The 20600-nt window shown below is 69.2% G+C and carries 14 protein-coding genes and 1 pseudogene; 5 read left to right on the forward strand and 10 right to left on the reverse strand.

Going from position 1 to position 20600, the window contains the following annotated elements:
* Window positions 1-58 precede the first annotated feature (58 nt).
* The 3 genes from E8A74_RS27210 (at window position 59) to E8A74_RS27220 (ending at window position 2984) form a co-directional block, all read left to right on the forward strand.
* On the forward strand, window positions 59-790 hold the full coding sequence (locus E8A74_RS27210; protein WP_136931995.1) for a hypothetical protein: 732 nt from the start codon (window positions 59-61) through the stop codon (window positions 788-790).
* Window positions 787-1851, forward strand: a complete 1065-nt coding sequence (locus E8A74_RS27215) for a hypothetical protein (protein ID WP_136931996.1) — start codon at window positions 787-789, stop codon at window positions 1849-1851. Before E8A74_RS27210 ends, E8A74_RS27215 begins: the two co-directional genes overlap by 4 nt.
* 143 nt (window positions 1852-1994) lie before the next feature.
* Window positions 1995-2984: a hypothetical protein gene (locus tag E8A74_RS27220; protein WP_136931997.1), complete on the forward strand. Its 990-nt coding sequence runs from the start codon at window positions 1995-1997 to the stop codon at window positions 2982-2984.
* Between the two features lie 79 nt (window positions 2985-3063).
* Here the strand turns inward: E8A74_RS27220 and E8A74_RS27225 are convergent, their stop codons facing one another.
* The 10 genes and pseudogenes from E8A74_RS27225 to E8A74_RS27265 form a co-directional block, all read right to left on the reverse strand.
* On the reverse strand, window positions 3064-5652 hold the full coding sequence (locus tag E8A74_RS27225; RefSeq protein ID WP_170229399.1) for a hybrid sensor histidine kinase/response regulator: 2589 nt from the start codon (window positions 5650-5652) through the stop codon (window positions 3064-3066).
* A gap of 178 nt (window positions 5653-5830) precedes the next feature.
* Window positions 5831-7531, reverse strand: coding sequence for an ABC transporter substrate-binding protein (locus tag E8A74_RS27230; protein WP_136931999.1), 1701 nt, complete (start codon window positions 7529-7531; stop codon window positions 5831-5833).
* Window positions 7532-7766: 235 nt separating this feature from the next.
* Window positions 7767-8540 carry a hypothetical protein gene (locus E8A74_RS27235; protein WP_136932000.1) on the reverse strand — a complete coding sequence of 258 codons (774 nt, stop codon included), beginning with the start codon at window positions 8538-8540 and terminating at the stop codon, window positions 7767-7769.
* Window positions 8541-8638: 98 nt separating this feature from the next.
* Window positions 8639-9859 carry a hypothetical protein gene (locus tag E8A74_RS27240; protein WP_136932001.1) on the reverse strand — a complete coding sequence of 407 codons (1221 nt, stop codon included), beginning with the start codon at window positions 9857-9859 and terminating at the stop codon, window positions 8639-8641.
* 53 nt (window positions 9860-9912) lie between these two features.
* The gene (locus E8A74_RS27245; protein ID WP_136932002.1) at window positions 9913-11229 is read right to left on the reverse strand and encodes a tetratricopeptide repeat protein; all 1317 of its coding nucleotides are present in this window, start codon (window positions 11227-11229) and stop codon (window positions 9913-9915) included.
* A 115-nt stretch (window positions 11230-11344) separates the two neighbouring features.
* The gene (locus E8A74_RS27250) at window positions 11345-12319 is read right to left on the reverse strand and encodes a type VI immunity family protein (RefSeq protein ID WP_136932003.1); all 975 of its coding nucleotides are present in this window, start codon (window positions 12317-12319) and stop codon (window positions 11345-11347) included.
* Window positions 12320-12337: 18 nt separating this feature from the next.
* The gene (locus E8A74_RS27255; protein ID WP_136932004.1) at window positions 12338-13627 is read right to left on the reverse strand and encodes a bacteriophage T4 gp5 trimerisation domain-containing protein; all 1290 of its coding nucleotides are present in this window, start codon (window positions 13625-13627) and stop codon (window positions 12338-12340) included.
* Window positions 13628-13639: 12 nt separating this feature from the next.
* Window positions 13640-13936 (reverse strand): annotated as a pseudogene (locus E8A74_RS56075) (phage baseplate assembly protein V); the annotation flags it as partial.
* 392 nt (window positions 13937-14328) lie between these two features.
* Window positions 14329-15006: a contractile injection system protein, VgrG/Pvc8 family gene (locus E8A74_RS27260; protein ID WP_136932005.1), complete on the reverse strand. Its 678-nt coding sequence runs from the start codon at window positions 15004-15006 to the stop codon at window positions 14329-14331.
* A gap of 945 nt (window positions 15007-15951) precedes the next feature.
* Complete coding sequence (locus E8A74_RS27265) at window positions 15952-17913, reverse strand: MopE-related protein (protein ID WP_136932006.1); 1962 nt, start codon at window positions 17911-17913, stop codon at window positions 15952-15954.
* A 121-nt stretch (window positions 17914-18034) separates the two neighbouring features.
* On the opposite strand from E8A74_RS27265, the gene E8A74_RS27270 reads away from it, so the two are divergent.
* Entirely contained in the window at window positions 18035-19681 is a 1647-nt protein-coding gene (locus E8A74_RS27270; RefSeq protein ID WP_136932007.1) for an ATP-binding cassette domain-containing protein, read from the forward strand.
* Window positions 19678-20589, forward strand: a complete 912-nt coding sequence (locus tag E8A74_RS27275) for a nucleotidyltransferase family protein (RefSeq protein ID WP_136932008.1) — start codon at window positions 19678-19680, stop codon at window positions 20587-20589. The genes E8A74_RS27270 and E8A74_RS27275 overlap by 4 nt, the downstream gene beginning before the upstream one ends.
* Window positions 20590-20600: the final 11 nt, after the last annotated feature.

Here is a 20600-nt window from a genome sequence, read left to right on the forward strand (position 1 = left end):
TGGCCTCCGCGCGGGTGCATGATGGGCTCGATCGAAGGGCGCGCGTAGAGACACCGAGATGGACGTCGTCCTGTCGAAATCGTGGCTCCGGCCCCTCCTTTTCGTGCCCATGGGCCTCGTGGTCCTCGCGGGCGTGCTCGTCGAGGTGCTGAAGCCGCTCTACGAGCTGCCGAGCCGAAGCGGGATCGTGCCTTTCCTGTCGATGAGTTACGAGGGCAACGTGCCGACGTTCTACACGGCGGCGCTCCTCGGGCTCACGTCGCTCCTGCTCGCGCTTGCCGCCGCAGCGACGCGGCGGGCGGGTGAGCGGTTCGTCGCGCACTGGTGGGGGCTCTCGGCGGGCTTCGCCTACATCGCGGTGGACGAGGTCTTCGAGTTTCACGAAATGGCAGGCACATTCGTGGAGCTCTCGGGCGTCCTCTACTTCAGTTGGGTGATTCCGGCCGCGGTCGTGGTGCTCCTCGTGGGCCTCGTGTACGTCCCGTTCCTGCGGCATCTGCCGCTGCGGACGAGGATCCGGTTCCTCGTCGCGGGCGCGATTTACGTGGGCGGCGCCGTCGGGATGGAGCTGCCGCTCGGATACTGGACCGAGCAGAAGGGCATGCACAACCTCGGCTACGGGCTCCTCGACGCGGTCGAAGAGTCGCTCGAAATGCTTGGCATCAACCTGTTCGTGCTCTGGCTCGTCGATCACCTCGCGGAGAAGGGCGTCACCCTGCGCTTCGCGAACCCGGCGCCCGAAGCGCCGGCCGAGCCCGCGCCCGAGGCCGAAGCCGCGGACGCGCCATGACCACGCTCGATGCGACGAGGCCCGCCGAGAGCGCCAAGCAGGCCCGCTCCGTCTACATCGCGGGCCCCGTCTACGATTGGGTGTTTTTCCTGCTGCCGCCGATCGTCTCCGTGCTCGTCGGCGCGCTCGTCTCGGGCACGTGGATCGCCACGGACCGATTCTGGCTCGCGGGCAAGCGGGTCACCTGGAGCACGCTGCTGCTCGGGATCGTCGTCAACGCCCACCTCGTCGCGGTGTTCGTCCGCAGCCACCTCAATCCGGACGTCTTTTCGCGCCACAAGATCCGGTTCGTCGTCGTCCCGATCGCCGCATTCGCCGCGATGATGACCTCGATGTGGGCCGTGGTGATCGCCACGGTGCTCGTCACGTTCTGGGACGTCTATCATTCGGCGCTCCAGACCTTCGGCCTCGGACGCATTTACGAGCGGAACCAGGGCAACGATCCCACGACGCTCCGCAGGCTCGATCTCGGCCTGAACCTCTTGCTCTACGCCGGCCCCATCGTCTCGGGCGCCACGATGCTGGCGCATTTCCAGAAGTTCGAGCTCTTCGAGGACGTCGGCGCCCTCTTCCTCACCGAGATCCCGACCGCGATGTCGGCCCACCAGCGCCCCATCGCCTGGGCCGTGATCGTCGGCGGAGGCCTCTTCCTCGTGTATTACGTGGTCACCTACGTGCGCCTCGCGCGGCGCGGCCACGTGGTGAGCTTTCCCAAGGTGTTTTTGCTCGCCACGACGGGCCTCTGCTCGATCTGGGCGTGGGGGTGGAACCCGTTCGGGCAAGCCTTTCTCATCATGAACCTCTTTCACGCGGTGCAGTACTTCGGCCTCGTCTGGTGGTCCGAGCGGCGCGTGCTCGTCCAAAGGTTGCGGCTCCAACAATTCCGGCACGGCGCGCCCCTCGCCGCCGCCGTGTTCGCCTGCGTGACCCTCGCGTACGGCGCCGTCGCCGAGATCACCTCCGACGGGAGCCGCGCGCTCTGGAGCCTCGTCCAGACCGTCGCCCTGATGCATTTTTTCTACGACGGTTTCGTTTGGTCCGTCCGCAAACGACAAATATGACGCATCCGCACGTCGAAAGGCCCCTGCCCATTCCAGTGACCAGGGGGCATTCCCACCCCGCGCGCGCTCCGGAGGCCTGAAAAGGCAAGGATTCGTCGGGATGGATATCGCGGAGCGGAACGATTCTGGGTAAGATGGCCGGGATGCGACTCGAAAAGCTCCTGCACTCCACGCTCGTCGCGCTCTCGCTCGCCGCGGTCGCGGCGCTGCCCGCGTGCTCGAAGACAGAAGCCAAGGCCGAGGCCGAGGTGACGGCCGAGAACATCGCGGCCGAAGACGCGATCACGGAGCAACACGAAGCTGCCACCGTGACGTGGGCCGTCGCGCCGGAAGGCAAGGTGAAGGCCCGCTTCAAGGCGCCCGACGGGGCGCCGCTCGACGACGGCGTGACCGGCACCGTCACCGTGAAGCCCACGCGCAAGGGCGCGGAGCCCGTGAGCGCGAAGCTCGTCTTCGACGCGAAAGCCGGCGTCCACACGGCCGACATCCCCAAGCTCGAAGACGACCTCACCGAGGTCAGCTACGACGTCCAGGTGAAGGGCAAACCGCTGAAGAGCACGCTCTACGTGCCCAAGGGCGGCACGCACGAGCTCGTCGCGACCGCGAAGGTCAACGCCGACGTGAAGATCCCCGAGGGCAAAAAAGGCCCGAACGGCGGCATCCTCCAGGTCGCGGGCGACGATCTCATCGAGGTCGTGGCCGACGTGAAGACGGGCGAGACACGCGTCTTCGTGCTCGACGACGATCTCAAGCCGATCCCCGTCGGCAAGCGGAAGGTGAAGCTCGGCGTCGTGGCGAGCGGTCCCGAGTTCGTCGAGCTCGACGCGGAGCCGAAGGGCCTCTACTTCACCGGCAAGCTCGTCGTGAAGACGAACCCCCACAAGCTGACGGTCATGGTCTACCCGGAGGACGCGCCGGCGCCGGTCGTCGTGCTCTGCGGCTGGCACCCCGGCGCGGTCGTCGTCGTGGGCCCGAGCGCGCCCGTGGTGGGCCTGTTCGTCGTGGCGAACTGGGCCCCGGTCGTCGTCGTCCCCACCCCCGGCGTCGTGGTCGTCGGCAAGGGCAAGGGCAAGGGCAAGTGGCACTGGAAAGGTCCCCACAAGAAGGGCGCCAAGGTCCACATCCACTTCTGAGCGTTCGTCCCCCCGGCGAGGCAGGACATCCGCCTCGCCCGCGCCTCCGCGCTCGCCCGAGCGCGCCGTCGACCCGCCGTCAAGGAAACACTTCGCTGAGGAGCGCGTCGGCCGCGACCGGCTTGACGTAATGCCGGGAAAAACCCGCCTCGAAGGCGCGGCGTTTGTCATGCTCCTGGCCGTAGCCGGTCACCGCGACGAGCGTGATGCGCTCGCCGTAGGCCGTGCGGAGCTCGAGCGCGAGCTCGTAGCCGTCCATGACCGGCAAGCCGATGTCGAGGATGCCGATCTCGGGCCGGAACGTCGCCGCGAGGGCGAGCGCCTGCGGGCCGTCGTGCGCGACCACGACCTCGTGGCCGTGGCTCGTGAGCACCTCGGCGAGCATCTGCGCCGCGTCGCGGTTGTCGTCGACGACGAGCACGCGCCGCACCTTGCTGAGCCGCGGAGAGACGGGCGCAGGGAGGTCCGGCGAGGACGCGCGGCGCGGCGAGAGCGCAGGGAGGCGCACCTCGAACTCGCTGCCCCTGCCCGGGCCCTCGCTGCGCGCGCTCACCGCGCCCCCGTGCAGCTTGACGAGGCTCCGCACGAGCCCGAGGCCGAGCCCGAGCCCACCACCCGCACGATCGGCGCCACGCGCGCCCTGCACGAAGAGGTCGAAGATCACGGGCAGCATCTCGGAGGGGATGCCGCTGCCGTCGTCACGCACCGTGACCACGACCTCGTCCCCCTCGCGCCGCGCGGCGACCGCGATGTGCCCGCCCGCGTCCGTGTACCGGGCCGCATTCGTGAGCAAATTCGCGAGGACTTGCGCCATGCGGGTCTCGTCCACCTCGACGACGAGCCCCTCGGCCGGCACGTCCACGCGGAGCTCGTGCCGCTTCTGCTCGAAGAGCGGGCTCGCGATCTCGATGGCCTGCGAGAAGACACGGGCGATCTCGATGGGCCGCGTGCTGAGCTGGATCTTGCCGCGCATGATGCGCGAGACGTCGAGCAGGTCGTCGACGAGCGAGACGAGGTGCTGGACCTGGCGCTCGATGACGTCACGCTCGCGCTCGAGGCCGTCCGTGCGCCCCTTGAGGCGCATCAGGTAGAGCGCCGTGAGGATCGGGGAGAGGGGGTTTCGAAGCTCGTGCCCGAGGAGCGCGAGGAACTCGTCCTTGCGCCGATCGGCGTCGCGCGCGATCTCGTACGCGCGGCGCAGCTCCGCCTCGGCCTGCTTGCGATCCCCGATGTCCATGCAGATGGACAGGCACTGGACGCTGCCGTCTCCATGCACGACGGGCGCCGAGTAGAGGGACATGTCGATGCTGTGGCCGAGCTTGTGCTTGCGCTCGACCTCGATGTCCGAGAGCACCTCGCCCTGCGCGACCCGCGCGAGGAACGCCTCGGTCTCGTGAGGTTTTTCCGTGATGGGCAAGAAGCGCCCCACGGTCTCGGCCGCGGACCAGCCGAACATGCGCTCGGCCGCGGGGTTCCAGACGCGCACGGTGCCGTCGGTGTCGAGGATCATGGCCGCCACGGGGCACGCCGCGATGAACGCGGTGAGCGTGCGGTTCTCGTGCTCGAAGGCGGCGTGCAGCATGGCCCGGTCGAGCGCGACCGCGCTCCTGTGCACGAGCTCCTCGGCGATCGAAGCGCCGTCCGCGTCGAGCGCGCCCTCGGCGCCCCAGCCGAAGAGGAGCACGCCGATCGTGCGGCCGCGAGCCACGAGCGGGTGGCAGAGCAGCGAGCCCGGCGTGACCACGCCCTCCCCGCTCGCGGCCGGGAAGCGCGCCTCGATCGCGGCCCTCGACGAGAGCCGCAGGCGCTCGCCCGTGCGAAAGGTGAGCGCGAGCGGGCTGTTCGCGTCGACGGGGAACGGCTGGCTCGGCGTGCGGCTCGTCCACGACGCGGCGCCCTCGTGCTCCAGCACCACGAGCCTTTGCCCGTCCGGCGTGGGGATCGCGAGGACCGCGCGATCGGCCGTGAGGGCCGCGCGGGCGTCGACCACGACGGCGCGCGCGACCTCCAGCGGCGTCGTGGCCGCGGCGAGCGCGGCGGTCGTGTGCTGGAGGCGATCGATCCGCTGGGCGACACGCGCGAGCTCGGCGCGGGCCTTCCGCTCGGCGTCGAAGAGACGCGCGCGATCGAGGGCGAGCGCGCACTGGCGCCCGAGCGTGACGGCGAGCGCGCGGTCCTCGTCGGTGAAGCGCACGCTCGGCGGGAAGCTGAAGCCCATCCCGCCGAGGACACGATCGCCCACGAGGAGCGGGAGCGCGATGCGGGGTCCACGCGGCCCGACCGTGGCGCGCGCGGCGTCTGGACAGGTGGCCGCCCACTCCGCTTCGGTCTCGATGAACACGGGCGCTCGTCGTTGCACGGCCATCGCGATCGGGGTCGATGCGCTCCGCGCGTGCCTTCGCCACTGCGCGAGCACCTCGTCGGGCATGCCCTTCGCGTCGAGGATCACGAACTCGTCGCCCTCGACCATCGCGACGACCGCCGCGCTCGCGCCGAGCGCAGCCGCGCCGAGGTCGAGGATCACCTTCGCGACGGCGTCTTCGCTCGTCGCCGTGAGGAGCGCGATCGTGATCTCTTCGAGGCAAACGAGCCGCCGGAGCGCGCCACAAGGGTGCGTCTCGCCCGCCCGCGCGGCAGCTCCGCTTTCCTCCCGTACCTCCCGTACCACTGAGGATCGAGCGTCCGAGGTGAAGAAGAGATCGCTCCCCGTATCCCCCTCCCAATGTCCAGCACGATCCATGATTTGTAGGAAATCTTCCCCGCTTGGGCCGAACCGCGAAACCCGTGAAGATCCTGATCCTCCGTCGGGGAATTCCGCAGCGGGATGGGCTCGTTCCTGCGCGAAATCACCGGGGAATTGCGTCCTTCAGCGCCTCGAGGGCGGCCGAGAGATCCCGCACGCAGCGCGGCAAGGCGGCCGGATCGGGGCTCGCCGCGAGCGCGCGCGCGGCCTCGGGTGAGACCCCGACGAGCAGGCACTCGGCCCCGACCAGGCGGAGCGCGCGCGAGAGGCGCAGGATGAGCGCGAGGGCCTCGTCGTCGATCAGGCGCGCGCCGGTCACGTCCACGATCACGCGGCGCGCCGATCGTTCCCAGGCCGCGCGGAGCGCGCGCTCCTCGATGTCCGCCGCGCGCGCCCGATCGATGCGGCCCACGAGCGGCAGGAGCAGGACGCCCGGGAGCACGGGCGCGAGGGGCGCGCCGAGCTCGCGGATGAGCGCGTGTTGCGCCTCGATCCGCGCCTCCTGCCGCGCGTGCGCCTCCTCGAGCTCCATGTGCTCGACGAGCGCCTCCTCGGCGAACGCGCGGGCCCGGATGGACTCGTCGAGCGCGCGCTCGAGCTCGCCGAGCTCGTCGTCCTCGAAGGTCGAGAGCCCGACCTCGGGCGCGCCCCACGCCATGTCGGCGAGCCGGTCGAGGATCCGCTGGATGCGTTCCCGGGCAGGCGCGGGAAGGCTGCTGCACGGCGGCGGCGGACGGCGCTCGGCGCGATGGGCGCAGAACGGCGCGGCGCGTACGGCGCCGAGCGGATCGTCGAAGGAGAAGCCGCGCACGTCGTCGAGGCGCGGGGCGGCGTCGTTCATGCCGAGGCGCGCCGCGAGCCCGCGCGCCGGCTCGGCTTCGAAGATCGCGCGCGCGGAAGCGTGGTGCTCGACGTCCCCCGCGAGCTGCCCCCAGCGCTGCATTTGCGCGAGGATCCACACGCCGTATTCGACGAACGGCGTGGGCGTGAAGCCGATGCGCTCGGGGCCGAGGGGATCGCTCGGGCTCATGGGATCGCCGGCGAGGCCTTTTTCCAGGGCGCCGCACACCTCCGCGGGCAAGTAGCCTCGGGCGACGACGAGGCCCGCGGCGGCGCGACGGCCTTCGGGCTCCATCCGCTCGAGCTCGGCCTGGGCCTCGACGACGGCTTCGAGCAGCGCGCCGGCGCGCTCGGGCCTCTCGCGCCAGAGCCTCGGCCCGAACGAGAGCGTGCAGCAGGGATGGCCCTGCCAAACCTCGCGGCTCTGCATGCAGTCCACGCCGCCGCCTCGATCCACGACGAGCTGCGCGAACGGCTCGGGGAACATCGCGCCGTCGATGCGCCCGAGCGCGAGCCAGCGCGGCATGCGCGGCGGCGGCACCTCGCGGATCGCCACGTCCTTGAGCGGATTCACGCCTCCACGCGCGAGCCAGTCGCAGAGCAGGTAATACTGCATCGAGAAGCGATGCGGCACGCCGAGCACCTTGCCGGCGAGCTCGCGCGGCGTGGTGATCCGGCCGAGGGCCTTCGCCACGACGAGCGTGCTGCCGTTCTGGTTTTGCAGGGCGCGCACGCGGATGGGGGCGGCGCGGCCGTCGATCCCGAGGCCGGTGGCGAGGGCGAGGGGCGCGAGGAGGTGCGCCGCGTCGACCTTGTCGTGCGTGAGCAGACGCCGCACGGCGTCCCAGCTCGGGGCCCGGCGGAGCTCGACGGAGAGCCCCTTCTGCTCGAAAAAGCCGCGCGCCGCCGCATAAAGGAGCGGCATGCTGCAAGCGATGGGCACATAGACGATACGAAGGGTCATCCGCCCCCGGTCTCCTCGTCCCCCCCCGATCCTCCGCGGCTGAGCATGGGTCTCATCGTGCAGGCGTGGGAGCCGGGGCGCCGCCCCGGACCCCGCGGGGGCTATCCGCCCCTCGACCCGGACCAGGGCCAAGCCCTGGACCAGGATCGACAGCGCGCTATGCGCGCTGTCGCCAGGGAAGAAGTCTCTAGCCGTACGGCCAGCGCTGCGGTCTCGGCTGGCTCGCGTCGCGCGCTCAGCCCTCGTTCGAGGGCGCCGCCGACGTCGTTTGGTCGGCGGGCGTGCTCGTGCCGGACGCGGGGGCCGGGTAGCGCTTCGCGAGCGCGTGCAAGGACTCCAGAAGCGCCTGCGCCCGCGGTTGATCGCCGGGCGTCCCGCATCGAATCGCCCATGCAATCGAGTCTGCCACGGCCGCGAACGTCGTCGAGCAGGCGCCGAGCGCGGCGCGCCGTCGCTCGCTCGGCCGTCGCCCCGTGCCCTGACCGTGACCGATCGCGTCGGCCAACGCGTCCGTCGTCTCCTCGATTTCGGCGATCACCCCATCGAGCCCGAGCAAATGGATATCCGCGGCGTGCTGTGCCTCCTTGGCGAGCTGCACCTGCGTGCGACCGAAATCAACCTCCTGTTGATACCGGAGCTTCGTCTGTCCGCTGCCTGCGCCGAGCAAGAATGCCTTTTGCAAGCGCGCCGAGGCCGCGCGCTTCTCGGGGTCCTTGTCGTGGCTCGCGAGGAGGAGGCCCCCGAACTTCTTCTGCGTGCCATCCCAGGCGCCATCCACGTCTTTCGCTGCGTCCGCTCCGCCGCGGGCGGCGCCGAGTTCGGCGAGCGTCCAGCCGATGCGCAGCTTCCAGGCGACCTGCAAGGGGGCCTCGCATAAGGGTTTGGCCGGCCCTTGGCCGCCGCCCTCGAAGTCCTTGGAATCGACGAGCGCCCACTCCCCCTGCGCTAGCTCCTGGGCGAAGCCGTGGAACCCCTCCTCGGGGACGTGCGCGTAGCTCGGTTCCGACATTGGCGTTTCTCCTCCGCGCGAGAGGGTACGCAAGGACCGCTCCCCTGTAAAGATGTCGCAGGCGGAAACGCCGCGAACCCGCGGCGCGGAGGTCGGATTCACCCCGCGAACACGTACGACGGCCGGCAGCAGAACGTGATCGCGTTGTCCATATCCGCCATGGCCCCGCCGAACGGCTCGCCGCCGCTCGCCTCGCAGGTCCCGGCCATGTACATCGCGGGGCTCGCCTCCTTGCTGCCGAGGGCGCGGCCGGAAGGGAAGATCGGGTCGCAATCCCCCCCCACTGATGCGGTCGACTTCTCATGGAACTGCGCCGCGCACGCTCCATCCTCGAACAACCGCAACGACGAAACGCACGCCCCGCCATTCGGCGCCCCGCACGCGCATTCCGTGCACCCACGCCCCTCCTTCACCTCTTCCGGGTACATCCAGCGCGCCGGCTCGCCCTGGTAATGCATGGGGCACTCCATGTGGATCCCCTCCCGCCAGATACAGACCCGATAAGGAAGCAGCACCTGCGGGAGGCACATCTTGCCGGGATTGTCGCAGAGCGAAGTATCATTCTCCCCGCGACAGGCAAGACTCGTCGTCTGCCATTTCGTGATGCGTCCGACGACCTTGGGCACCTCGACCACATCCACCTCGCACTTCTCATTTTGCGGCGGCGGCAACGGCCCGATCTCGATCGATTGCAGGCACGGCACGCCGCTCCCGGGCGGGCACTCGGCGCCCTGGGGCAAGGCATTCACGGCGGTGCAGCTCCCGTCCCATTCGGACGGGCCGTCGAAGGGGACCGTCGTGGCGCTTTGGTCGTCGCACGTCCCCGCGCGGATGGTGATGGACGTGGGGACGGGGTCGCAATCGCCGGTCGCGGGCTTGCATTCGCAGGCGTCACACGTGGCGGGGGGCGCGATGAGGTCCGAATACATACGAGCCTGCACGGCGGGCGCCGTGTCGGCGAGGCATTTCGGCTGGTTCTCCTCGCCTTCGACGTTGTCCCCGAACCACACGACGAGGGGTTCATTGGGATGCCAGTGGATCGCGTCGTCCCCTTCCGGGAGGGGGACACACGTATGCGTGTCCATCGGGCAGCGGCCGTTGTCCGCGGTGGGGCCGTCGGTGCCGGCGTCGCCCGCGTCGGCAGCGGGGGCGTCGGTGCCAGCGTCTTGGGCGCAGATGGGGGTGGGGAAAAAAGTATCTGGATTGCACCTGTTCTCCGCGTCCTGCGGGACCCCGCCGCATCCGGCCCCGATCGACGCGGCGCCCCCGACCATGAGTCCTACCAGCGCGAGCGCGGTACGAATCCTCGACTTGTACATGGAGTGATGGTCGCGGGTTCGTCGGGGAACTGTCAAGTGTTCTCCGACGAACTCTAGAACTTTCTTAATAGCGCGAGCGACGTGCTGATCATCACCGCGGGTTGTTCCACCAGCACGGTTTGTCCGACGACGATCCGCGTCCCCCGAGAGAGCCCCAAGACATCCCCGGCCACCTGGAGGCCCCACGAGGAACCCAGGTCAAGCCGAGCGCCCAGCCGCCCGCCAAAGCCGGGGCTGAAGAAAACATCCGACCCGCGTTCGTACTTGGTTTCATCCCAGTTGACTGCGATGACCCCGAGGTGCCCGAGCCCGCACCCGAGGAAGTAGCGCCAGTTCGCACATAGTCCCAGCACGCCTCCCGCCGTCATCGTGGTGATCGCTTCTCCCTTGACACCCCCCGCAAGCCATGCTGCCCGCCCCTCCAGCTCCACCGACACATGCTCATGGAGCCGCAAACCCCCCGTAATCGAAGCGCCCACCGCAGGCGCCCACGTCGCCGCGCCAAACACCACGACCGGCCCCACGCCAACGAAGCCACGCATCGGCTTCTTCTCTGCGTCGCTCGGCTTCGCCGGCTGCTCCTCGTACCCGTACGGATCCTCCTGCTTCGTGTACCGCTCGACGTAGACGCCGAGCGCGCTCTCGGCCTTCGCCTTCGTCGCCGCGAGCGGCACAGGCGGGGCCACGGGGACGACCGCCGGCGCGGGCGCGGGCTCCACCTTCGGCGCCGGCTCCACGTTCGGCGCCGGCTCGGGCAGCTTCCAGCGGAGGTTCGCGTACACCTCGCCGCCGGCCGGGCAATTCACGACGTCCCGAGCTTCGCCGTGCTCTTTCGATTGCCCGACGATAACCAGGCGGCCGGGGACCTCGAACATCCGGAAAAACGCACCGAGCTTCCGTGAGACAGGATCTCCGTTGACCGTGACCGCGGCGTCCTGGAGGTTTCCTGCGACGTGGAGCAGGCAGACACGCGCGCGCACGGCGAGGATTCCGCGCATGATCCTTTCCTTGTCTTTCGCGTCCTTTCCGGCGCCGCCCTCCAGCGCCTCGATCAGGAGCGCCGTCGCCGAGACGGGCCTATCGATCTGTAGAAGATAGAGCCCGACGCGCGCGGCGAGCTCCGGGTCCGGGTGGAGATCGTAGGCACGCCGATACGCCTTCACCGCCTCGTCGACCTGCCCGCGCGCCCGCGCCGCGTCGCCCAGCTCCACCAGAACCTTCCATGCCTTCGTGACGGCCTCCGGGGACGGGGGAGGTGGCTCCGCCGGTGATGCTGCATCGGGCGGGGCTGTGTCGGGCTCGTCGGCATAGGCGACGGGGGCGAGGAGCGAAAGGCAAAGGAGCGGGGCGAGGGATTGGGCGCGCGGCATGGCGCGAAGAGGATACCGCAACCCACACCGGAAAAGGGGAGGCCGACGCAAAACGGAGGTGTCAAGCACGGGGACAAACTTTCTGTTCTGGGTCGAACGGGCGGGGGGCGGGGGATCACTTGCCGTCGAAGCGGAAGAGCCAGGCCTCGGCACGCTCCTTGTTCATGCGCAGACCCGGGCCGCCAAGGTGAAACCCGCCGTGTTCCTTGACCTGGATCTTCTTCAGCACCTTCGCGAGGGTGACGTAGTGCCGTGGCCAGCGGTTCTGCGTTGCGTCGCCGACCTCGGGGTGCGGACCGGCTTGGATCATCAAGCCGCCGTCGTACTTGTAGAAGGGAAAGTTCGGCTCATCGAGGCGGATGCGTAGGTAGTCGTATCCTCCAGCCTCCTCGACGAAGTGATCGGAGAGGATGGTCAACCAGTTCACGCCCTTGATGCCATGCTGGCACTTCAACCCATGGGAGATTGGTGCATTCACCTCGATGCCGGGGAAGCGGGAAGCCAGCGGAGTCACGAGCACGCAAGATTGCTCTCGCGCAGCAAGGCTGACTGGTTCAAGAAAACCGACGCCGGCATATCCGTGGAAAGGCTTGAGCCTTTGGGCTGCATGTAGGACGCGCTGCTGAAAGTCGCCGGGATGATCGGCGAGCCATCGCAGCGGGTAGTAGAAATATAGGTGACCCAAATCGTCCTTATGATTGAGGCCCCAGTATTCACCACCGAACGCCTGGATCTGGATGTCGGACGCAGCCCGCTCGCTCTCGCCTCCATGAATGCCGATGCCCCACTCCTGCCCGTCCGGATTGTCGGGCAGCCACGCGCGAGGTAAAGCAACGCGTCTCTTCTGGATAGCGTAAATCGGCGCGCGGTCGGACCGGTGATCTCGTATCCACTTGAGCTGGCCTTCGAACTGATGCAGGTACTCGTCGGCGATCTCTGTGACGGCCTCACGAACGGGACGCGTCCACGGTTCACGGAAGTAGAAGTAGGCCATCAGCCCGATCATCAGCGCGGGTCGGCCATCTGTGTCCCGTATGCAGAGCAGATCGGAGAGCGACTTCAGGTCTTCGTCGGGCAGCATATTCGACATGTTTCGATATTCCTCGCTCTAGGGTATGGGGGTCGCTCGGCTGAAGAGCGGCCCCAGCCGCTTCACGAGCTCGATGACGAGCGGCGGGATCGCGGCGTCATCCGCGAAGCCGCCGACGGCATCATCCAGCAAAAGAACGACGATGAGCGCCGCAATCACCGCTGTCCCGACCACGTCGGTCGCCGGGACGCGCACGGGCTCCTTCTCCTTGCGATCGGAGCAGTGACATGGATTGTCAGGCCCCCACTTCTCTACTTTCGTGGGGTCTCCAGCGATCCTCTCGTAGGCCGTCTGCTGTCCCTCCCACCAATCATCCGGCGGAAACTTCACCTCGATGATCCTGTCGATGTTGTCCTGCGTCGGCGGCTTGCTCGGATCCTTGACCAGAACATTGTCCGGGATCTTCGACCCTTCCGGCTTCCTCCCCGTCTGCCTCCAAGGCTCCTTCCGGCTCATGATCGGCGTCGGCGGGTTCGTGCTCATGTCGTACGGCACCTCCGACCAGATGTGCGTCGTTCCGCGTGCACTCTGCTCATACAGTCGAATTTTCCGGATGTAGCACTGTTGTGGCTCCCTGGTCCCGTCCCCTCGCCGGGCATCCTTGCACTCACAAATAAACCTACAAATCAACACCTCATCCGGCACCGACCCCACCGGCGGGATCCCCCCGATCCACCCCATGACCGGCAGCCGCGTCCGCTTCGGCAGGTGCTCCTCGTACGCCGCGGGCAACACCGGCGGCACGGGCACAGCCGGCGCGTTCGGCGCCCCCGAGCCTCCAACCCCCGCATTCTCCACGAACGGCGACGCGAACACCGCCCCCGGCGTCGCCCTCACGAACGCGCCCCCGCTCTGCATCGACGCGTCCGCCGCCGCGAGCAGGAGCTTGTCGAGCGCGACCACGTAAACCTGTGCGCCCACGCTTATGCTCAGCGTCCCGCGGACATCCACGTTCAGATCACCGCCGATCGTCACCGAGGCCGGCCCGCCGATCTCCGCCTTTAGCTCCCCTTCCACCCTGCTGTGCTCGTCTCCCCGCACCTCGTCGAAGCGACTCCCCTTGATCGCGATATGCTCATCCGCGCCCACCGCGCGCTGCCGGTTCCCGCCGACGAGCTCCCGCTCGTCTTGCCGCACCCACGTTTCCCGATCGCGCTCGGCGCGCTGGTAAACCAGCTCCTCCCCCTTGCGATCCTCGAAGCTCAACTCGTTGACCCCGTCGCTCTCCGGTGTGCTCCGCGTCCGAATCACGGTCTTCGTCTGGTTCCCCGGCAAAACATACGGCGCAGGCGTGAGCGCGTTCGGCACTTGTCCGACGATGATCGACTCATCGGGGTTTCCTTCGAGAAACCCGACGAGGACCTCCTGCCCCACGCGCGGAGTCGCATGGATTCCATATCCTGCGCCCGTCCAGACCTGCGAAACGCGGATCCAGCACGACGTCTCGCCCTCGTGATCCCATGAGGACCCCACCTTGATCGACCCGTGCTCGTCCTTGAACTTCGCTTCCTTTTCCGCAGTCTGCGCGGTACCCTGGAAGCCAGGAGTACACCATGCGAGCGCTTGGCCTTCGTCTCTCCCTCGTCGCCCTGTTCCTTGCCCCCGGCGGATGTTCAGACTACGACGACCTCCCGCCGTGCGATCAGAAGGCGATCGCTTGCCAGAACAGTTGCTTCAAGTCCGGGGCCGGCTCCGCGTGTAGCACTTGCTGCAACGATGCCCAGAAGGCGTGCACGAAGGGCGAACATTACAGCTTCTTTTGGTGTCCCGGGAAGGAATAGCGGGCCAATGCAGCTCCCCTATGTTCCAGGTCTGGAGGCCGTCATGAAAAAGGCGTTGCTCGCGCTCGTGGTGTTGACCTCCCTCGGCAGCTCGCGCCCGGGCTGCGGTACGTACAGGCCGAAGCGCGACCGAGCTGAGGACGAAGAGAAGAAGCCGCTGAAGGTCCAAGAACATTGCAACAAGCTATCACACGAGTGCTTTTATAGCTGCTTCCGGCGAGAGGCGCGCTATAGTTGCGCTGTTTGCTGCAATGATAATGTCATCCTCTGCGACAACAATGAAAAATACGACTTCGCGCCGTGTGAGCTGATCGACCCGGCCCCGGCGCCCGACCCCGGTCCCAGCGACGCCGGCTCCGATGCTGCGCCCGGGAATGCACCCCGGTCCGGTTCGACGAACTGAGAGCACGAGGACCGAGCCGCAGCCGTCGCGAGGAAGAAGAAATCGCTCTCCCCATACTGGACGCGGTACTCCAGCACCGGGAAAGCCGCGGGATCGAGGCGCCATTCATGGTCGACGAGCCAGTCCTCGAGGAGGCGCTTCACGATCGCCGGAACCGTCTGCCGCTGAAAAATGCGATAATCTCTGTTCTGCGTGAGCAGGGAGAGCCGCGGGACGATGCGGATCTCATACGTCGAGAGCCCGGAAAGCTCCACGGCGGTCTGCTCAATGCGCTGCACGAGCCCCGTCCATGCGCGCTCACCGCCCCCGCGGACGAGGGCCCAGCCGGAGAGGAGCGAGAATGAGGCCGGCGCCCAGCTCGCCGCGTCGAGATCGATGTCGGGGGACGTGGAGCGCGCCGTGATCGTCACGTCGAAGGGCATGGATATCACTTCCCGGACTTGAACCCGGCGGACGTGGAGCGCAGCGTCGATGCCCTCGATGCGAAGATCCATCCTGGCCATGCAGCTCCCTCCGTCGCCGCGGTGCGTAAACCCTGACGCGGGTGGGCGAGGCTACGGGAGGGCGAAAGGGGCAGTCAACCGTTTTCCCGGCGTTTGCCGCGTGCGCACGCGAGCGCGTTGACGGCAACAGACAACTCAGGCGCATCCTTGCGCCAGCCCGCGCGCCCCGCCCCGCGTCGTCGTTCCACGCCTCCCGGACCACCTCGCAGCGCACGCGCGCGCCACCTACGCCACCCCGCATCATTGTCCAACCCCGCAACGACGCTCGTCACCCTTGTCCCTCTGCCGCAGCAGTGAACGTCATCCCCGACAGCTCGCTGCAACGACGCAAGGGACCGTCACGCCCCTCCATCCAAGCCCTCTCCCTTCGTGATCCGCAGAAGAGGACGATGCCGCGGATGCTCGACCGAGCCTTTCATCGACCTCCGTCGACGTTGACACCGTCGAACGATGATCCACGCCGCGGCTGCCGGCCCAAAGCAACGCTTCGTCTCGGCGTAGCTCCGCAAAAACAACGGCAAAACACCCGGGAAATTTGCTCCCCGAGGTATCTGATGAGCCCTCGCGGGGCCAGGGCGTGGACCCGAGGTCGATGATCTGGGCTCCGCGCAGTTCATCGAACAGGCCCGGTCAAGACTGGCAACAGCGTTGCCCATCAAGACAGCCGCGCTGCCGATTCGACTGGCGCCACGGCCTCTTCGCCGGCCTGTTTGAAAAACTGCGCCCGCGCAGTTTTTCAAACCCGAGTCCAGGGCTTGCCCTGGTCCGGGCCTTTGGGCGGACAGCCCCCGCGGGGTCCGGGGCGGCGCCCCGGCTCCCACGCCTCACGATGAGACCAATGCTCAGCCTCCGCGGGCAAAGGTATCACGCGCCGCGCCCCCGGGCAGCCGAGCGAGCAGGAACATCACGTCGTCAGGGTCAAGCCGGTGCCCGGCCGGTCCCGGCTCAGAACTCGCATTGGTTCGTCGCAGGATTACAATACGATCCTGCCGCGACGAACGGGCAGACGTCGCCGAAGTACTGCGTGCAGGGGATGCCGCAGGCGAACGCGGTGTGGGTGTAGCAGATCTGTCCGCCCGAGCAGTCGGCGTTCGAGGCGCAGCGGCAGTTGAAGTCGTCGGGGATCTGGTTGCCGTTCTCGTCGAGGCCGTCGCAGCACTCGGTGACGTAATAATCGCTCGCGCTGCAGTCGTCGTCCGCGCAGTCGGCGGCGCCGTCGCAGTCGTCGTCGAGGCCGTTCTTGCAGGCCGACGTGCCGAACTCGGGCTTGCCGGGGCCGCCATTGAGGCACGTCGCGCAGATGCCGAAGCTCGCGCAATCCGGGTCGGCGCAGTCGACGTAGACGTCGCCGTCGTTGTCCTTGCCGTCGTCGCACTTCTCCTTCGGGTTCGGCTCGATCTCGACGTTGAGCACGAAGGGCCCCTCGTTCGCGCCTTGCTCCGGGTCGACGGTGTACCCGTCGAGGAACACGTAATACGTGCCCGGATAGAGCAGCGTGAAGTCGAGCCGCGCCGACCAGGAGACGCCCGCGCTGTCGTCGTCGCAGCCGATCTCCTTGCCGGAGTTGCACTTGCCCGTGCGCACGTAGAGCGTCGAGTCGAAGCTCGTCCCGATGGAGTCGAGGTGGACCCGCGAGGGCTGGTTCAGCACGAAATAAAAGACCGCCTCGCCGGCGTCGCCGCCGCAGAAGCCCTTCGTCTCGCTCACGTTGCCCGTGGTGTCGCCCGTGTACTGTCCCGTGCCGGGGATGAGCTTCGGCGACAGGCAGTTCGCCTGCTGGAGGATGCAGATCGGGTTGTTCGCGCAGTCGGGATCCTGGCAGTCGACGAGCGTGTCGTTGTCGTCGTCGAGCCCGTTGTTGCAAACCTCGGGCTTGGGCGCGCAGTTCGGCGCGAAGAAACACGCCGGGTCGGCGCAGTCGATCTTGTTGTCGCAGTTGTTGTCCTTGCCGTCGTCGCAGACCTCGGCCGTGCAGCTCTGGCAGGCCGGCGAGACGATGCAGTTCGGGTCGGCGCAATCGATGAGCTTGTCGCAATCCTCGTCGAGCCCGCCCACGCAGACCTCGGGCGTGCCCGGCGGCTGGCAGGCGCACGGGAAGATGCCGAAACAATCGGGGTCGGCGCAGTCGACGAGGAGATCACAGTCCTCGTCGGTCCCGTCGCTGCAAACCTCGGACTTCGCCTGGCAGGAGCAGGCCGTGGAGCCGAAGCAGTCGGGGTCGTTGCAGTCGATGCTCCCGTCGCAATCGTCGTCGAACCCGTTGTCGCAATCGAGCGACTCGCTCGGCTTGCAGCCGCACGCCGGCGTGCCCACGCAATCGCTGTCGAAGCAGTCGACGATGGTGTCGCAGTCGTCGTCCTCGCCGTTCGCGCAAGACTCGCCGCCCGGCTTCGGCACGCAGCCGCAGGTGGGCGCGAGCTTGCAAGCGGGATCCGAGCAGTCGGCCACGCCGTTGCAGTCGTTGTCCGCCCCGTCGGTGCAGTTCTCGGGGCTGCCCGGAAACACCTTCGGGTTCAAATCATTGCAGTCCGTGCCGCTACACCCGAGCGGAGGAAACCCATCCCCGTCGTCGTCGCGCGGACTGTGTTGACAAAGGCCGTCCACGCAGGCGTCCGTCGTGCAGGGGTCCGCGTCGGTGCAGTCCTGGGCCACGACACACGGGGGCGCGCCGCCCACGCCGCCCTGCCCGCCGCCGCCGATGCTGGACGTCGAGGTCGCGCCCCCCACGCCGCCTTGACCGCCCGCGCCGCCCGGCCCCGAGATCGACTCCTCCGGGGGCGTGCCGATGCCGGTCCGGCTGCACGCCGCGAAGGAGAGGCCCGCGAACGCGAAGGCCGAGAGGAACGAGAGCGTCCGCGCGGGGCCACGGAACCGAGACGCGCGGGGAGCGGAGGGGAAGGTCGACATCGGGGTACTCACGTGAAGGCTCGCCCCGGCATCCCCGCGGCGGCCGTGCCGATGCTATCAAGCCGGGACGCCCCCGGGTGAAGTTCATGGCCGAGCTCGCCCGCGATCGTCCTCGCGCCCCGTGTCCGAGCAGGCCCTGACCTCCCCACGAACCTCCCTCGCCCCCGCGCGCGTGCTGCTGCGCGGGGCCGGGCCGAGCCTCGTCGTCGTGGCGGCCGCCGCGTGCGCGCAACGCGTCGCCCTGCCGCTCGCGGCCCTCTGGCTCGGCGACCGCGGCCCCCGCGACGCGCTCGTCCTGCTCGCGGTCGCGGCCGCCCTGAGCTTCGTCCGCGCCCGGGCCGCCGACGCCCTCGCGCGGCAGGTGCGCCTCCGCGTCGTCGACCTCTTCGTCGCGCCCCTCGAACACGGCGCGGTCGTCGCGATGCCGCCGGCGGCGGTCACGTCCGCGCGGCTCTCCACGGCGCTGCCCGTGCTCGTGAGCTGGGCCGTGGAGGGCGTGGCCGTCCTGTTCGCCAGCGCGATCGCCGTGCCCGCCGTCACTGCGCTGCTCGTCTCGGCGCTCGGGGCGTCGGCGCTCGCGCCGCTCGTCGCCGCGGGCTTGACGGGCGGGCTCGTCACGATGCTCGGCGCGTCGCACGTCGAGGCCGCGTGGGACGTGGTGTTCGAGCGGTCGCGCGTGCTGCTCGCGCGGGCGTCCGCGGGGTTTGCCGGCGCGGCCGAGCTCGTGGCGCACGGACGCGCGCGGGCCTTCGCCGCGGAGCTCCGGGCCGAGGTGTCGGCGTGGTCCTCGGCGGAGCTCCGCGCCCGCGCCACGAGCGCGATCACGGGCTGGGGCGCGCTGCTCGCGACGATCGCGGCGGCGCTCGGCGCGGCAACGCTCTTCGGCGTGAAGGCGTTCGAGGCCGGCGAGGGGCGCGACGTGCACCGATCGCTCCTCCTCGTGCTCGCCGCGATCCCGACGTTGCAGATGACGATCGCGGGCCTCGGGAACTTCGTCCACGCACGGGGGGAGCTCGTGGCGCTCGGGGGCATGCTCGCGAGGGGCGCGGCGGAGGGCCTTGTTGCGCCGGAGGATGCGTCCGCTCGTGCGCTCGATCCCCGCGCGGAGATCCGGCTCGACGGCGTCGGGTACGCGTATCCGCCGCGGGGAGGTGCAGACGGAGCCTCGAAGACCCACGCGCTCCGGGACGTCTCGCTCGTGCTCCCGGCCGGCGAGAGCCTCGCCGTGCTCGGCCCGAACGGCGCGGGGAAAACGACGCTGCTCTACCTCCTGCTCGGGCTCGTTCGTCCGGACGCGGGGCGGGTCCTCCTCGACGGCGAGGCGCCTCCGGGGCCGGGAACCACGCGGTTCGGCGATCGGGTCGCGTTCGTCTCGCAAGAACCGTTCGAACCCCCCGACGCGACGATCGCCGCGTCCCTGCGCGCGTTCGACGCGGATGCGCCCGACGAACGCCTCGCCGCCGCGCTCGACGAGGTGGGCCTCTGGGCCTCGCTCCGGGCGCGCGCCGGCTCCGATGCGGCGGCCCTCGCGCTTCGCCTCGGCTCGCTCTCGCGCGGGCAGGCGCGGCGCGTGATGCTCGCGCGGGCGCTCGTGCGCGAGGCGGATCTCGTGGTGCTCGACGAGCCCGAGGCCCACCTCGATGCGGCGAGCGTCGCCGAGCTCGCCGACTTGCTTCGCCGCCTCGCCGCGCGCCGCCGTGTCATCGCCGCGATCCACGATCCCGCCGTGCTCGGCTTCGCCAAGCACGTGCTCCGGCTCTCCGCATGACGCCGCCCTCGACGCTTCTCCTCGACCTGCTGCGTGATCCGCGCGCCGAAATGCCCGCGCCGACGCCCGAGGCGCACGCCGAGGCGATGCTGCGGGCGCACGTGCTCGGGCAGATCTCGCGCGCCCTCGTCGCGCGAGGGGAACACGCCATGCTCGTGAAAGGCGCGGCGCTCGCGCTCACGGTGTATCCGTCGCCTGCCGCGCGGCCGATGTGCGACGTGGATCTGCTCGTCCCGCCGCGGCGGGAGCGGGCGGTGATCGAGGTGCTCGCGGCGGCGGGGCTCGCGCTCCACGAACCTCGCTTGCGTCCCAGGAGTCGGGAGATGCTGGGCGAGACGCAGCTCGTCGCGCGCGCCGGGGAGATGCGTTTGCTCGTGGAGGTGCACGGGACGCTCGACAAGATCGTGCCGCGGCCGATCGACGTGGCGGCCGTGGAGACGCGCGCGAGCGCGGCGCCGGGGCTCCCGGGGCTCTTCGTGCCGTCGGTGGAGGATCATGCGCTGCTCGTGGCGCTGCACGCCGCGGGGCACGAGTTTCGGCACGAGGCTGCGTGGCTCGATCTGGAGCTGCTCTTGCGTGGTGGAATCGACCGGCAGGTGCTGGTGGAGCGGGCGCGGGCCTTCCGGCTCGGGACCGTGATGTTCGTCATGCTGTCGACGTTGCGCGCGCTCGGGGCCGCGAGCGTCGACGCGGAGCTCTTGCGGGCGTTCGAGCCGGGCAGGCTGCGGCGCGCGGCGCTCGTGCCGTTCTACGACGTGGGCGCGTTTCCTATCGCGCGCGGGAAGGCCGAGCTCGGCGTGCCGTGGGTGCTCGCGCAAACCCCGCTGCGGGAGGATCTCGGCGCGTGGGCGCGCGGGCTCGCGCGGTATGCGGCGGCGCGGGTGGCGGATCGGATCGTGGCGCGCTGACGGGGAGGCGC

Source organism: Polyangium fumosum (genome assembly GCF_005144585.1).
GTDB classification, from domain to species: domain Bacteria; phylum Myxococcota_A; class Polyangia; order Polyangiales; family Polyangiaceae; genus Polyangium; species Polyangium fumosum.

What these genes read in the sequence shown, in the direction of transcription:
- E8A74_RS27260 (WP_136932005.1), bottom strand. Translation starts at nt 15,006, where the DNA reads ATGGCCAGGATGGATCTTCGCATCGAGGGCATCGACGCTGCGCTCCAC.
- E8A74_RS27210 (WP_136931995.1), top strand. Translation starts at nt 59, where the DNA reads ATGGACGTCGTCCTGTCGAAATCGTGGCTCCGGCCCCTCCTTTTCGTG.
- E8A74_RS27215 (WP_136931996.1), top strand. Translation starts at nt 787, where the DNA reads ATGACCACGCTCGATGCGACGAGGCCCGCCGAGAGCGCCAAGCAGGCC.
- E8A74_RS27275 (WP_136932008.1), top strand. Translation starts at nt 19,678, where the DNA reads ATGACGCCGCCCTCGACGCTTCTCCTCGACCTGCTGCGTGATCCGCGC.
- E8A74_RS27240 (WP_136932001.1), bottom strand. Translation starts at nt 9,859, where the DNA reads ATGTACAAGTCGAGGATTCGTACCGCGCTCGCGCTGGTAGGACTCATG.
- E8A74_RS27250 (WP_136932003.1), bottom strand. Translation starts at nt 12,319, where the DNA reads ATGTCGAATATGCTGCCCGACGAAGACCTGAAGTCGCTCTCCGATCTG.
- E8A74_RS27245 (WP_136932002.1), bottom strand. Translation starts at nt 11,229, where the DNA reads ATGCCGCGCGCCCAATCCCTCGCCCCGCTCCTTTGCCTTTCGCTCCTC.
- E8A74_RS27230 (WP_136931999.1), bottom strand. Translation starts at nt 7,531, where the DNA reads ATGACCCTTCGTATCGTCTATGTGCCCATCGCTTGCAGCATGCCGCTC.
- E8A74_RS27235 (WP_136932000.1), bottom strand. Translation starts at nt 8,540, where the DNA reads ATGTCGGAACCGAGCTACGCGCACGTCCCCGAGGAGGGGTTCCACGGC.
- E8A74_RS27220 (WP_136931997.1), top strand. Translation starts at nt 1,995, where the DNA reads ATGCGACTCGAAAAGCTCCTGCACTCCACGCTCGTCGCGCTCTCGCTC.
- E8A74_RS27265 (WP_136932006.1), bottom strand. Translation starts at nt 17,913, where the DNA reads ATGTCGACCTTCCCCTCCGCTCCCCGCGCGTCTCGGTTCCGTGGCCCC.